Origin of the sequence: Candidatus Erwinia haradaeae, from assembly GCF_900698925.1 — a bacterium.
In the GTDB taxonomy this organism is placed as follows: domain Bacteria; phylum Pseudomonadota; class Gammaproteobacteria; order Enterobacterales; family Enterobacteriaceae; genus Erwinia_E; species Erwinia_E haradaeae_I.
In genome coordinates, this window is the sequence record NZ_LR217713.1 from 100170 (window position 1) to 114299 (window position 14130).

A 14130-nucleotide genomic window follows, 5' to 3' on the forward strand; every position below is an offset into this window, starting at 1 on the left:
TGCCATGACTATTCTTATAGTGAAAGCTATATTAATTCTATTATTTGTTGTTGGATCTGGTGCATGGATGAGTTTTGTAGAGCGGCGTGTACTTGCACTTTTTCAAAATCGCTATGGACCCAATCGTGTTGGATGGGGTGGCTCATTGCAAATAATGTCTGATATGATTAAAATTTTCTTTAAAGAAGATTGGATTCCTTCATTTAGCGATCGTTTTACTTTTGTTTTAGCTCCTATCATTGCTTTTACTTCTTTATTAATGGTCATGGCTACTGTACCGATTACTCCTACCTGGATGGTATCAGATTTAAATATTGGTTTGCTTTTCTTTTTAATGATGGCGGGTTTATCAGTTTATTCAATATTATTGGCTGGTTGGTCAAGTTGTAACAAGTATTCACTATTAGGTTCTATGAGAGGTGCAGCTCAGACTTTAAGTTATGAGGTGTTTTTAGGTTTATCGTTAATGGGGGTGGTAGCTCAGGCCGGGTCTTTTAATTTGCTCCAAATTGTTAAAAGTCAGCTTCATATTTGGAATATTATTCCACAGTTTGTAGGTTTTTTAACCTTTTTTATTTCTGGTTTAGCTGTATGTCATCGTCATCCATTTGATCAGCCAGAATCAGAGCAAGAATTAGCTGATGGTTATCATATTGAATATTCTGGAATGAAGTTTGGTCTTTTTTTTGTTGGTGAGTACATTAGTATGATCGCCGTTGCTTCCATGATAGTTACTTTGTTTTTTGGTGGATGGAATGGGCCGTGGTTGTTACCAATTTTTTGGTTTGTGATAAAAACAGCTTTTTTTATTATGATTTTTATTTTAATCCGTGCCGCATTGCCGCGTCCACGATATGATCAAGTCATGTCGTTTGGTTGGAAAGTGTGCCTACCTTTAACACTCTTGAATCTTTTAGTCACTGCCTGGGTAATTTTATGTAAATTATAGGACAGGAGGATGGTAATGAGAGTAAAGGATTTTGCGATTGGTTTTGTTACAATTCTTCGTAGCATTTGGATGACTGGTATTCGTATTTTTTCGAAACGTGAAACACTTCTGTATCCAGATGAGCCTATTTATTTACCACCGCGTTATCGTGGTCGAATTGTTTTAACACGTGATCCAGACGGAGAAGAGCGCTGCGTAGCTTGTAATTTGTGTGCTGTAGTGTGTCCAGTAAGCTGTATTGCATTGCAAAAGTCCGATAAAACCAATGGTCGATGGTATCCAGAATGGTTTCGTATTAATTTTTCTCGATGTATTTTTTGTGGTCTCTGTGAAGAGGCGTGTCCTACTCATGCTTTACAGCTTATTCCAGAGTTTGAGTTAGCTGAATTTAAGCGTCAGGATTTGGTTTATGAAAAAGAAAATTTGCTTATTTCTGGGCCAGGAAAGTATCTAGAGTATAATTTTTATCGTATAACAGGTATGGCAGTTACGGGCAAAGATAAAGGTTTTGCTCAATCTGAATCTCAACCTATTTCAGTGAAAGATTTGTTGCCTTGACGGGAGTCAAGTATGGATTATGTATTTTATTTATGTGGTTTAGCATCAGTTTTAGCAACTATTTTTGTAATTAAGGATCGAAATCCGATACATGCTTTATTATATCTTATAATTTCCTTTTTATCTGTATCTGGTGTATTTTTTTCATTGGGTGCTTATTTTGCTGGTGCGCTAGAAATTATAGTTTATGCTGGTGCAATTTTAGTTCTTTTTGTGTTTGTGATCATGATGCTGAATCTTGGGCGTTCCAGAGAAAGACAGGTAATAGACTGGAGTCGACCAAGTCTTTTTCTTAGTCCTGGTTTATTTTCACTACTTTTTTTTGGGATATTAATTTATTCTATTTCTTCAATAGAAGGTAATAGCATTGTGTCTACTATCATTGATGGAAAACAGGTTGGCATGGAGCTTTTTAGTTCCTACCCGGTAATGGTAGAGTTGGTTTCTATGTTATTGCTATCTGGACTGATTGTGGCTTATCACATTGGAAGGGAGTTGGATATAGATACTGATGCTATTAGGCGTGATTGTCTATCGTCTCTCGTTCCGCCTAATCAGGAGTAATTAAAGATGGTATATCTACATCATGGACTAATTTTAGCTAGTATTTTGTTTTGTTTAGGTTTATTAGGTGTTATGTTACGTCGTAATCTACTTTTTATATTAATTTGTCTTGAAATTATGATGAATGCTTCTTCGTTAGCTTTTGTCGTCGCGGGTAGCTATTGGCAACAGGTTGATGGTCAAATCATGTTTATTTTTACGATTACCCTTGCTGCAATTGAGAGCAGCATTGGTTTAGCTCTCTTGTTACGATTATCTCGTTGTACTCAGAATATGAACATTGACACTCTTAGTGAGATGCGTGGATGAACGTTCTTTATTTAACTATTCTGTTTCCTCTGGTTGGTTTTTTATTACTAGCGTTTACTGGCAATCGATTCACGGAAAATTCAATTGCAATTACCGGTTTATCATGTGTAGGGTTGTCAGCTATTACTACACTATATATTGGTTTTGATTGTTTTCAGCATAGTTATCCGATATTTCATCAGGTGTTATGGACTTGGATGCAAGTCAAAAAATTCAAAATTGATATTCAATTAACTCTAGATGGTTTATCACTGACTTTGTTATTGGTTGTAACTTGTATAGGTTTCTTGATTCACTTGTTTGCATCTTGGTACATGCGTAGGGTAGAGGGTTATTCGCGTTTTTTTGCTTATACCAATTTGTTTATGGCTAGCATGATTCTTCTTATTTTGGCAGATAATTTATTATTAATGTATCTTGGGTGGGAGTGTGTTGGTCTTTGTTCTTATTTATTAATCGGTTTTTATTATTCTAATTCCTCCTATGGTTTAGCCGCTATAAAGGCGTTTATCATGACTCGCATAGGTGATGTATTTTTTATCATCGCATTATGTATTTTATATTATGAGTTTCATACATTAAGTCTTCACGAAATAGTTTCATTATTTTCAAGTCGCTATTGGTCTCTCGATCAGCATAATATGCTATCATGGGCCGCTATTATGTTAGTAGGTGCTGCAATAGGTAAATCTGCTCAGTTACCTTTACAAACTTGGCTAAGTGACGCTATGGTTGGACCCACTCCAGTATCTGCGTTGATTCATTCTGCTACCATGGTTACTGCAGGGGTGTATTTGATCGCTCGCACTCATTCTTTTTTCCTTATTACTCCAGGGATATTACATTTTATAGGTGGAGTAGGTGCGATTACGTTGCTTTTAGCTGGTTTATCTGCTTTAGTCCAGAATAATATCAAGCGCATACTAGCTTATTCAACCATGAGTCAGATCGGATATATGTTTCTATCGCTTGGAGTTCAAGCTTGGGAGGCGGCGATATTTCATTTAATGACCCACGCTTTTTTTAAAGCCTTGTTATTTCTCGCTACTGGTTCACTGATTATTAGTTGTAAGCACGAGCAGAACATTTTCAAAATGGGTGGGTTACGTCATCGCATGCCTTTAGTTTATGTTTGTTTTTTAGTGGGTGGCTCAGCGTTATCAGCTATACCAATTTTAACTTCAGGTTTTTTTAGCAAAGAAGAGATTCTGGCGGGAGCGCTAGCTCACGGTGATTTTAAATTAATGACTATTGGATTAATTGGAGCATTCATCACCTCACTCTATACATTTCGAATGATTTTTATAGTATTTCATGGTAAAGAAAAGATTATATATACTGAGAAAGGTAGAGGGATTGCGCATGATTTACCACTAATTATATTAGCGCTTCTTTCAACTTTTATTGGTTCTTGGCTTGTTCCTCCTCTTGAAGGAATTTTCCCAGAAACTAGCATCCTATCTAGTTCTGATAAGTTTAACTTAGAGATTGCTTCAGGTTTAGTGGTAATGTCAGGTGTTTTTATATCTTCTTTTCTTTGGCTGGGTCAACCTAATTTACTTAACACAATAGCTTATAGTAAATTCGGTCGTTTAATTTCTATCTGGTGGTTTTCTTCTTGGGGTTTTGATTGGTTGTATAGGCAAGTGTTTGTTAAGAGTTATTTCTGGTTTTCTCGGTTACTTTCAGGTGATCCGTTAAATACATTAATAAGTATGCCAATTTTTTTGTTGAACTCAGGGCAAAGAGTTTTGATGTTAAGTGCAAGCGGTTCGCTTTCATGGTATCTAATGTCTATTATTATGGGAGCGGTATTTTTCATAATTGTTTTGATTTTATAGTAACACAAGTTTTATGGTAGATTTAGATAGAATTTTTAGATGCTTAGTCTCATTACATGACGTCTAGGGTTATCTAAAAAATGTTTATTATAGAAGGTGTTGTTTATGTAGTCATAAGCAGACAATTTTATTGTAAATAGAAAGGTTTATTATTTAGAATAATAATAGGAAAAAAACTTTTATGTTATTGCCTTGGCTTATTGCGCTACCCTTGTTTGGCGGTGTTTGCTGCTGGTATTCCGAACAATTTGGAGAGAAGAAACCACGCTGGATTGCCTTAATGGTCATGGGTTTCATATTAATCTTATCTATTTTGTCATGGGCTCTTGGTAGTTATGGATTATTGCAGACTTCGGGACATGCTCAGTGGCAACATGAGTTTTCTACCCAGTGGATTCCTCGTTTTGGTATTAATTTTCATTTAGCTCTAGATGGTTTGTCATTAATTATGATCGTCTTAACAAGTATTGTGGGAATTATGGCCACTTTATGTGCATGGAATGAAATTAAGAAATTACATGGGTTTTTTCATTTTAATTTATTGTGGATTTTATCTGGTGTAATTGGTGTATTTTTGTCTATTGATTTGTTTTTATTTTTATTGTTTTGGGAGATGATTTTGGTCCCTATGTATTTGATTATTATCATATGGGGTCATAAAGACGTAGTTAGTAAGATAGGTGTTACATCTGGAACTAAGTTTTTAATTTATACTCAACTGAGCGGATTGCTGATGTTGATTTCTATTTTAGGACTAGTTATAACTCACTATCACGCAACCGGTGAATGGACATTTAATTATGAACATTTATTAAATACTCCTATGTCACCTGGAGTTGAAAGGTTATTAATGATTGGTTTTTTTATTGCGTTTTCTATCAAAATGCCCATTGTACCTTTACATGGTTGGTTGCCAGACACTCATACTCAGACTCCAACAGGTGGCTCAGTTGATCTAGTAGGAATATTATTGAAAACTTCTGCTTATGGTTTGCTGCGTTTTGTATTACCACTGTTTCCTCGTGCTTCATTTGAATTTTCTCCCATCGCTATGTCTTTAGGAGTAGTCAGTATTTTTTACGGTGCTTTTTTAGCTTTTTCTCAAAATGATATGAAGCGTTGGCTCGCTTATTCTTCTATTTCTCATACGGGATTTTTATTAATAGCCATTTATTCTAATAGTTTTTTATCATATCAGGGAGCAGTAATTCAGATGATCGCACATAGTCTATCTGCTTCAGCGTTATTTATTTTATGTGGGCAAATATATGAACGCTTACATACTCGTGATATGCGCGAGATGGGTGGTTTATGGTCGCGTATAAAATGGTTACCAGGATTTTCTTTATTTTTTGTTATGGCTAATATTGGTATACCGGGGACAGGTAATTTTATTGGTGAATTTATGATTTTAGTTGGTAGCTTTCATTCTGCTCCTATTTTTAGTATTATTGCTACATGTAGTTTGATATTTACTGCAGTATACTCTTTATTTATGATGAAACGTGTTTATTATGGAGCAGTGAAATTACAGACTCCGTTGTCGGGAATGTCACCAAGGGAATATCTAATGATTTTAACGTTCGTGATATTGTCGTTATGTTTAGGTATGTATCCCCAACCGATATTAAATATCTCTTATTCTGGAATGATGAATATTCATAATTGGTTGACCTCTTCTATTTCAGTTATAAGGTTGTAAGTTGCTATGACAATTTTGACCCAACAATTGACAATGTTGCTTCCACTATTAATTCTCGGAATAGGAGTAGTAATAATTCTTCTAACTCTTTCATTAAAGAGGAACCACTTTATAACTTTTATGTTCGTAGTTAGTAGCTTGATTCTTTCTTTGTGTTCCTTGTATTTTATTACTCCTTTGATAGATGTAGAGATAATTCCATTTTTCCAGATAGATTATCATTCTATTTTTTATACTTTTTTAGTAATTTTAGCAAGTTTATCAACTTGTGTTTTTTCTTATCGCTGGCTTGTTGTTTATCCGGGAAATCGGGAAGAATTTTATCTTTTAGTTTTACTATCAACACTTGGTGCTGTTGTTTTGACTTATTCTAATCATCTTATTTCTTTGTTTATTGGTGTGGAATTAATGTCATTACCATTGTTTGGGTTAGTAGGGTATACAATTCCAAATTTGCGGTCTTTAGAAGCGTCTCTTAAATATACAATACTATCTGTTGCGGCATCCTCATTTTTACTTTTTGGTATGGCATTAATATATTCGTATACAGGTAGTTTTAGTTTTAAAAACTTAGGAGTTGATATCAATTCTAGTGTACTTGCTCAACCATTTCTTATGGTTGGATTTGGTTGTATGTTTGTTAGTTTTTGTTTTAAGCTTTCTTTAGCGCCATTCCACCTTTGGACTCCAGATGTTTACGAGGGTGCGCCTACTCCAGTTGTAAATTTTTTAGCAAGCGCCAGTAAAATTGCCATTTTTTGTGTTTTAATGCGTTTATTTATTTCTTCTTCTTTAATGCATACTCAAGCTATACGGATGGTATTTAGTATTCTTTCAATAGCCTCAATATTGTGTGGTAATTTGATGGCAAGTAGACAGAGTAATATCAAGCGTTTATTGGCCTATTCATCTGTTTCTCATATAGGATATTTATTGCTTCCTCTCATTGCATTACAGTTTTCTCAGATTGCACAAGAGGCTGTACGTTTCTATTTTGTTGGATATCTTATCAACAGTATAGGTCTTTTTGGTTTAATTAACGTAATGTCGACTTCATCGGTGGGTTCACATAATCCATCACTTGATGATTATCGTGGTTTGTTTTGGCGAGATCCTTTACTTGCGGGCCTCATGACTATAATGATGTTATCATTGGCAGGTATTCCGATGACCGTAGGGTTTATCGGTAAGTTCTATGTTATTGTTGTTTCTTTAGGCGCGCACTTGTGGTGGCTGATTAGTACATTAATTGTAGGTAGTATTATTGGTGTTTATTCTTATTTTCGTGTCATCGTAAGTCTTTATATGGTTTCCTCTGATATTTTGCAGCCTGCTTGTTCTTCAACTAATTGGGTCTTTACTTTATCCGGAGTGGTTGTAATAGTGTCAGTTGTTTTAGTGTTACTATATGGAGTATATCCACAGTCATTAATTTTTTTAGTATAAATAAAGGTTTAGTTCTCATTAAGAAAATTAATCTTTTAGATTGAAGAAGAAATATCGAGTGAGTTTAAAAATATTTAAATCTTTTAAGTGCATTCTTACATAGAATACAGATCTAAGATTCTTAGCAATGGATTGTATTGTGATTTGGATAAGTGTATTGATTGCAGAAGAGAAGACGATATTAAAGTTGCTATAGTATACCAAGATGCATTAGGCATTATTTCTTGATAAGAGGTACATTTTTCTTTAACTAAGTTGGGTTTTAGTGTTTAGTATTTTAATACCATGTTTGATTTTTTTAGATATATGTATATTTTACTCTAAAATCTATAGTAGCATTAATTTGAAATCTCTTTTGATATTTATTAACTGTAATCTCTTGTTGAACATTTTTGAAGTTGGAATGAGATTTATATCGATTTTCTTTATAGAGCCATGGTTTTTTGTCACACCGGATGTTTATATTAAAATAATAGATTCCTACCTAGGAGGTGGTGTTAGCGTATGATTTGATAATTATATGATTTGATATGAAGTTTTCTTATAAAGATTCTAATATATAGTAATTAGAACAGTTATTGATGCGAATCCATATGGTTTAAGTTTAATTACATTACTTGATGTATTAGATTAATAACGTAATTAATTTCTTCTTTAGTAGAAAAACGGCCAAGAGAAAATCGTATGGATCTACGCGCTATGGGATCGCTGACTCCGATTTCTTGTAAGACATATGATGGGATTATCATTGAGGAGCGGCAGGCTGATCCAGTTGAAACAGCTAGATTTGATAGATTCATTACAAGCGTTTCTGGGTTAGCATTTTCAAAACTAATATTAAGTATATGTCCTGAGTCATGATCTAGAGATCCATTTCGAGTAATTGATTTAATATGCCGAATTCCTTCCCATAATTGATCGCGTAATTTTCGGATACGTTTTATATCATCAGACATTACATTGTTTGCAATGTAATAAGCTTCGCCCATTCCCACAATTTGATGTACTGGAAGTGTTCCAGATCGTAGTCCTTTTTCTTGGCCTCCTCCGTGGATTTGTGTTGCAAGATACACAGGTGGTTGATTGCGCACAAAGAGCGCGCCAATTCCTTTTGGTCCATAAATTTTATGAGAAGAGAGCGACATGAGATCAATGTTTAATTGGTTTAGTAGAATAGGTATTTTTCCAGCACTTTGAGCCGCATCTACATGGAAGATAATGCCGCATTCATGGCATAATTTTCCTATAGAAGAGATGTCCTGGATCACACCAATCTCATTATTTACGTGCATTATGGATATAAGTATGGTATCATTACGTATCGCATTTTTTAAATTTTTCATACTGATCCTTCCAGAATGATCAGGCTGGATATATGTGACAGTGAACCCTTCATTTTCTAGCTGTTTACAGCTCTTGAGTACAGATTGATGTTCAATCGTAGAGGTAATAATATGTCGACCTTTATTTTGGTAAGAGAATGCCGCTCCCTTGAGCGCTAGATTATTAGATTCAGTCGCACCAGAAGTGAAAATAATTGTTTGTGAGTCTGCACATACAACTGTTGCAATTTGGTGGCGACTAATATCGACAGCTTCTTCTGCTTGCCAACCATAACGGTGTGATCGTGATGCAGGGTTACCAAAGGTTCCATCTAAAGTAAGGTAATGCATCATTTTGTTTGCTACGACTGGATCAACTGGTGTAGTAGATGAGTAATCTAGATAAATGGGTAATTTCATTATTTAGCAGGCTCTATGATGGATTTTAGGTTTTGTTAATTGATACTATTGTCATAGTCTTTATGCAGAATATACTGTGAAAAAGATTACTTAGTAAGGATTTTTAAGTATTAAATATAGAGAAAATCATATTGAATTGTTATTCAATGACATGTGGTATGATATGTTTATTTTGCTTAGCGAGTATGTTAAGAACATCTTGATTCTTAATTAGTTCAAAGAAGATGATTCTATTGAAGGAATCGTTAATACCTTTACTGACGTGACGTTATAATAAAGGCGTTAAGCATGATGACCTACTTTGACAGTTTTCTTTGCCTTGACACTTTATCAAATCTAATGCTATATCTACAGAAGAAATTATTGTTCCTTCTATGATGATATCGGATGATTGACAAAGAAAATATTCCTCAATTGGGTCCTCGGACACTAGATACAAGTCCATGTCTGCGTAGACATGAGAATAGTTTCTCGAGATACTATAGAGATATGTCTTCTCGTTTGGAGATATTTGTTAGGTATAGCTAGCTATTCATGAGCATGTAATGTAATATCCAGCACAGAAGTAAAAGCGCAACGGTCTTTAGATCTGAGCCTCACTAATATATATGGCCTAAGTTATTATGAAATAAGTAGATATAGTAAGATATGTTTAGTGTGACATTCCTTATTAAATTTATCAAGTATTTGGATAATATAGATTTAGTAGTATTTTTAATACTTATCATATAATAAGTTTAGTGTGAATAATTGATAATTACTTTACATGAAGTATCATCTAATAGATGGCTCATATAGATATATTGAATGATTATTATCATTTAATTTGTTAATTTTATTGAGGAAAATCAAATGATTATTGAATAATACTTTTATTAAAGACGGTTTCTATGAAATTTTTATCTACATTCTTTTAACTAGATTGATCATATCTTTATTCAGTTAAGTAGATGAAAGATCGGTTAGTGTATTATTATATGAAAATATACATATTATTATGGAGGTCATAATCATCACCTTTTGTTAGATACGTAATAGACATAGAAAGTTAGATATGATTACATTTGAAATGTGTTTTTATATTCATAGTATGTTTTATTATGAATTATTGAAATTTGAGTTTTTTTAGATTAAGATAGCATGAGTTCATTATCTAAGTATTTGAATAATTATGTTATTACTTTAGACTTTAATCATATGTTCATTCTGGATATTAATGTAGTAGTTAGGATGTGATGAATGATTAATGATGTTTCTTTTTTACGAGGTATTTATTGAGTTTTTATATTAAATCGATAATTTAAACTTGTGTAAATCATATTATGATTTCTTGAAGAGAGGATTGATAGAAGAATATCATTCTATTTAAGGTGTAATTTATATAGCGAATACATGATTATTTTTGTCCATAGATGCCTCTGTTAAATAAACTATGTAGTCATCTGTAATGGATGACTCCATTAGAAATTCCATATTTAAGATAATTTTATACATTTTAACACAATTCAATTATTGATGTGGTTATTATTGTTATTTAGACTTAGAATAAGTTTTCTAAGATTCTAGTTTGATAGATAATGAACTGGTTTATAGAAGGAATAATTTTGGATCCAGTGATTAAGAATGATTTCTTATCAGTCTGGTAAATAGTTATTTGTAAATATTTTTATAAGTAGTCTTAGAAAGAATACTTGTTAGTCGATTGTATGGTCGGGATATGTTAAATGATAGAGAGTATTTTCAAGTTATAATATTCTATAGCGTTTCTAATACTAATGCTTATAGTGTTCCGGAAGTCATGATGTATATTTTTAATAAAGAGAACTAAGATCTATGTCTTATACTGTAGCTTTAACTGGAGGTATAGGGAGTGGAAAGAGTACTGTTGCACATATCTTTTCTAATTTAGGTATCAATGTTATTGATTCAGATATTATTGCCCGTCAAGTATTGACTCCCGGTCAGCCAGACTTATTAGCACTTCATGCATATTTTGGTAATGACATACTAATGAAAAATGGTTTTCTTAATCGGATCTTTCTGCGTGATAAGATTTGTAACTCAAGTAATGACAGAGAATGGATTAACAATCTGTTACATCCTACTATTCGTAGGATTGCTTATCAACAGTTGCTGCACTCACGCTCAATGTGGTCTTTATGGGTTGTGCCGTTACTAGTAGAAAATAGCTTACAGAATTATGTTGATCGCGTGTTATTAGTGGATGTAGATCCTATTATTCAATTAGATAGAACAATGATGCGTGGTAATATTCAGCCTGAGCACATTGAAAAGATTATGTCTATTCAGGCTGATCGTTTTGCACGAATATCTGTAGCAGATGATATTATAGATAATAGCGGTTCATTAGATACATTAAAAACCAAGGTTCTTGCATTACATAAATATTATTTATCTTTAGCAGAATCCCGGAATAAGTATTTATTATGATTATTGTTATTTATGAATGCGACTATGTTAAATGTTAATGAACTTATCGATTATAATTTAGTGATAATTTTATGGTTATATTTTTATTCTTGCTAGATCGTTGACGCTAGAGACAAAGAATATATAGATCTTTATATTTTATATAAAATAATGTATTAATTTTTTATTATTTCGCAGACTTGTATATTGTGTGGGATATTGTTCATTATAATATCTTTATTTGATTAGATTTTCGGTAATTTTGATTTTGATCGTAAATGATTACAGCATTGTTTAATTAAGTAATCGACAATAGCTTAGATGAGCATATTTTTGTTGGTATGTATGTTCATTTTTTTATAAATGATTAATAATAATTGATTTTATGATTGGTTAGTCATGAGAGGTAGAATTTTCATGTTCTATCATTGTTTATTAAGAAGAATTTAGTTATTTTCTTAGTTTTATCGGTGTATAAGAGATATGATAGGAGATAATTTATCTGTTATGTAGTCTTATCATAGATGTTTAGAATAAATTCATTACTGGAAGCTAAAATATTTCTTTAGAGCATCGATAGTGCTATAAGAAAGGTGTTGATAAATAAACTTAGATCCAGAGAATTGAATTTTTCTCAGATCTAAATATTGAGGTTTTCCAATAATTTTTTTAGTTAATATTATTCGATTTTTATTAGAGAATTTTTGATCATTAGAAGGACTGAAAGATTTCAAGCGTGTTTCTTATCTATAAAAAAAGAAGCATTGTGAAATTTTATATACTATATGAATTATATACGAAATTTTTCTATTATTGCCCATATTGATCATGGAAAGTCAACGTTGTCTGATCGTTTGATTCAGTTATGTGGCGGGTTAAGTGAGCGCGAGATGGCGGATCAAGTTTTAGATTCTATGGATTTAGAACGTGAACGCGGGATTACTATTAAAGCACAAAGTGTTACTCTGAGTTATCAAGCGGGAGATGCGCACACGTATCAGTTAAATTTTATTGATACGCCTGGTCATGCAGATTTTGCATATGAAGTTTCGCGCTCTTTATCTGCTTGTGAAGGCGCACTTCTTGTTATTGATGCTGCACAAGGGGTAGAGGCTCAAACTGTAGCTAATTTTCATAGTGCCATGGAAATGCATTTATCGGTGATACCAGTTTTAAACAAAATAGATTTACTTACAGCTGATCCAGGTCGGGTTTTAAAAGAAATTCATAATGTTATCGGAATTAATATAGATGATATTGTTTGTTGTTCAGCAAAAACAGGTGTTGGAGTTCCTGATGTACTAGAGCGTTTAGTGCGTGATATTCCTCCTCCAGAAGGAGGGCCTAATAGACCCTTACAGGCATTAATTATTGATTCTTGGTTTGATAATTATCTTGGTGTCGTTTCACTAGTGCGTATTAAAAATGGTACTTTGTCTAAAGGAGAAAAAATCAGGGTAATGAGTACTGGTCAGGTTTATACGACAGATCGTTTAGGGGTTTTTACTCCCAAGCGTAAAGATACTGATTCTCTTCGTTGTGGGGAAGTGGGATGGTTAGTTTGTGCAATTAAAGATATTTTTGGAGCGCCAGTAGGTGATACATTAACATCAGCGAACCATGGCGCAGAGAGTGCTCTAATTGGTTTTAAAAAAGTTAAACCCCAGGTTTATGCTGGCCTGTTTCCTCTACGATCTAATGATTATGAATCTGTTCGGGACGCCTTAGGTAAACTCCGTTTAAATGACTCTTCTTTAGTCTATGAAACTGAAAGCTCTATTGCTCTTGGGTGTGGTTTTCGTTGTGGTTTTCTTGGTTTGCTTCATATGGAAATTATTCGTGAGCGTTTAGAGCGTGAGTATCGTCTTGAGTTAATTACTACAGCTCCAACGGTAGTGTATGAAGTAAAGATGATTAATGGACAGATTATTCATATAGATAATCCATCTAAGATGCCGTTAGCTAATCATATTGCAGAGTTGCGCGAGCCCATTGCTGAGTGTAATATTTTAGTTCCTCAGAAGTATCTTGGTAATGTTATGACGCTGTGTATCAAAAAACGTGGTGTACAAACACGCATGCTTTATCATGATCTTCACATATCTTTAACTTATGATATTCCTATGTCTGAGGTGATTCTTGATTTTTTTGATCATCTTAAATCTACGTCGCGAGGGTATGCGTCACTGGATTATAATTTTAAAAAATTTATGCTTGCTGATCTTGTTCGTGTTGACTTAATTATTAATGGTGATCGTATTGATGCTTTATCTATTATGGCTCATCGCAATGATGCATATCGTTGTGGTCGTATTTTGATAGATAAAATTTCACATTTTATCTCACGACAGCAGTTTGAGATTGTTATTCAAGCGGCTATTGGTAGTCATATTATTGCTCGATCTTCAGTGAAACAATTAAGAAAAAATGTTCTTGCAAAATGTTATGGTGGCGATGTTAGTCGCAAGAAAAAGCTGTTAAAGAAACAGACAGATGGGAAGAAAAGATTAAAAAAGATCGGTCAGGTTGAATTATCTCAGGAAGCATTTCTTGCGATAATGAATCTTAATAAGGATGGTTCATAGAGGG

10 protein-coding genes are annotated in these 14130 nt (G+C 33.4%); 9 read left to right on the forward strand and 1 reads right to left on the reverse strand.

Annotation, left to right across the window (positions count from 1 at the left end; translation table 11 throughout):
• The first annotated feature begins 4 nt into the window (after window positions 1-4).
• The 7 genes from nuoH (at window position 5) to nuoN (ending at window position 7369) form a co-directional block, all read left to right on the forward strand.
• Window positions 5-949 carry an NADH-quinone oxidoreductase subunit NuoH gene (nuoH, locus tag HACICURV3402_RS00315; RefSeq protein WP_232037508.1) on the forward strand — a complete coding sequence of 315 codons (945 nt, stop codon included), beginning with the start codon at window positions 5-7 and terminating at the stop codon, window positions 947-949.
• 15 nt (window positions 950-964) lie between these two features.
• Window positions 965-1507 carry an NADH-quinone oxidoreductase subunit NuoI gene (gene nuoI, locus HACICURV3402_RS00320; protein WP_157992880.1) on the forward strand — a complete coding sequence of 181 codons (543 nt, stop codon included), beginning with the start codon at window positions 965-967 and terminating at the stop codon, window positions 1505-1507.
• A gap of 12 nt (window positions 1508-1519) precedes the next feature.
• On the forward strand, window positions 1520-2071 hold the full coding sequence (gene nuoJ / locus HACICURV3402_RS00325) for an NADH-quinone oxidoreductase subunit J (RefSeq protein WP_157992394.1): 552 nt from the start codon (window positions 1520-1522) through the stop codon (window positions 2069-2071).
• A gap of 6 nt (window positions 2072-2077) precedes the next feature.
• Window positions 2078-2380 carry an NADH-quinone oxidoreductase subunit NuoK gene (gene nuoK / locus HACICURV3402_RS00330; protein ID WP_157992395.1) on the forward strand — a complete coding sequence of 101 codons (303 nt, stop codon included), beginning with the start codon at window positions 2078-2080 and terminating at the stop codon, window positions 2378-2380.
• Window positions 2377-4221, forward strand: coding sequence for an NADH-quinone oxidoreductase subunit L (gene nuoL, locus HACICURV3402_RS00335; RefSeq protein WP_157992396.1), 1845 nt, complete (start codon window positions 2377-2379; stop codon window positions 4219-4221). Before nuoK ends, nuoL begins: the two co-directional genes overlap by 4 nt.
• 181 nt (window positions 4222-4402) lie before the next feature.
• On the forward strand, window positions 4403-5923 hold the full coding sequence (gene nuoM / locus HACICURV3402_RS00340) for an NADH-quinone oxidoreductase subunit M (protein WP_157992397.1): 1521 nt from the start codon (window positions 4403-4405) through the stop codon (window positions 5921-5923).
• A gap of 6 nt (window positions 5924-5929) precedes the next feature.
• On the forward strand, window positions 5930-7369 hold the full coding sequence (gene nuoN, locus HACICURV3402_RS00345; protein WP_157992398.1) for an NADH-quinone oxidoreductase subunit NuoN: 1440 nt from the start codon (window positions 5930-5932) through the stop codon (window positions 7367-7369).
• A 608-nt stretch (window positions 7370-7977) separates the two neighbouring features.
• On the opposite strand, the gene HACICURV3402_RS00350 is transcribed toward nuoN, so the two are convergent.
• Window positions 7978-9111 carry an IscS subfamily cysteine desulfurase gene (locus HACICURV3402_RS00350; RefSeq protein WP_157992399.1) on the reverse strand — a complete coding sequence of 378 codons (1134 nt, stop codon included), beginning with the start codon at window positions 9109-9111 and terminating at the stop codon, window positions 7978-7980.
• A gap of 1833 nt (window positions 9112-10944) precedes the next feature.
• On the opposite strand from HACICURV3402_RS00350, the gene coaE reads away from it, so the two are divergent.
• Together coaE and lepA are read left to right on the forward strand one after the other, a co-directional pair.
• Window positions 10945-11562 carry a dephospho-CoA kinase gene (gene coaE, locus HACICURV3402_RS00355; protein WP_157992400.1) on the forward strand — a complete coding sequence of 206 codons (618 nt, stop codon included), beginning with the start codon at window positions 10945-10947 and terminating at the stop codon, window positions 11560-11562.
• A 764-nt stretch (window positions 11563-12326) separates the two neighbouring features.
• Window positions 12327-14126, forward strand: coding sequence for a translation elongation factor 4 (lepA, locus tag HACICURV3402_RS00360; RefSeq protein WP_157992401.1), 1800 nt, complete (start codon window positions 12327-12329; stop codon window positions 14124-14126).
• The last annotated feature ends 4 nt before the right edge of the window (window positions 14127-14130 follow it).

Coding starts and splice junctions, on each gene's coding strand:
- nuoH (WP_232037508.1), top strand. CDS start 5: ATGACTATTCTTATAGTGAAAGCTATATTAATTCTATTATTTGTTGTT.
- nuoI (WP_157992880.1), top strand. CDS start 965: ATGAGAGTAAAGGATTTTGCGATTGGTTTTGTTACAATTCTTCGTAGC.
- nuoJ (WP_157992394.1), top strand. CDS start 1,520: ATGGATTATGTATTTTATTTATGTGGTTTAGCATCAGTTTTAGCAACT.
- nuoK (WP_157992395.1), top strand. CDS start 2,078: ATGGTATATCTACATCATGGACTAATTTTAGCTAGTATTTTGTTTTGT.
- nuoL (WP_157992396.1), top strand. CDS start 2,377: ATGAACGTTCTTTATTTAACTATTCTGTTTCCTCTGGTTGGTTTTTTA.
- nuoM (WP_157992397.1), top strand. CDS start 4,403: ATGTTATTGCCTTGGCTTATTGCGCTACCCTTGTTTGGCGGTGTTTGC.
- nuoN (WP_157992398.1), top strand. CDS start 5,930: ATGACAATTTTGACCCAACAATTGACAATGTTGCTTCCACTATTAATT.
- HACICURV3402_RS00350 (WP_157992399.1), bottom strand. CDS start 9,111: ATGAAATTACCCATTTATCTAGATTACTCATCTACTACACCAGTTGAT.
- coaE (WP_157992400.1), top strand. CDS start 10,945: ATGTCTTATACTGTAGCTTTAACTGGAGGTATAGGGAGTGGAAAGAGT.
- lepA (WP_157992401.1), top strand. CDS start 12,327: ATGAATTATATACGAAATTTTTCTATTATTGCCCATATTGATCATGGA.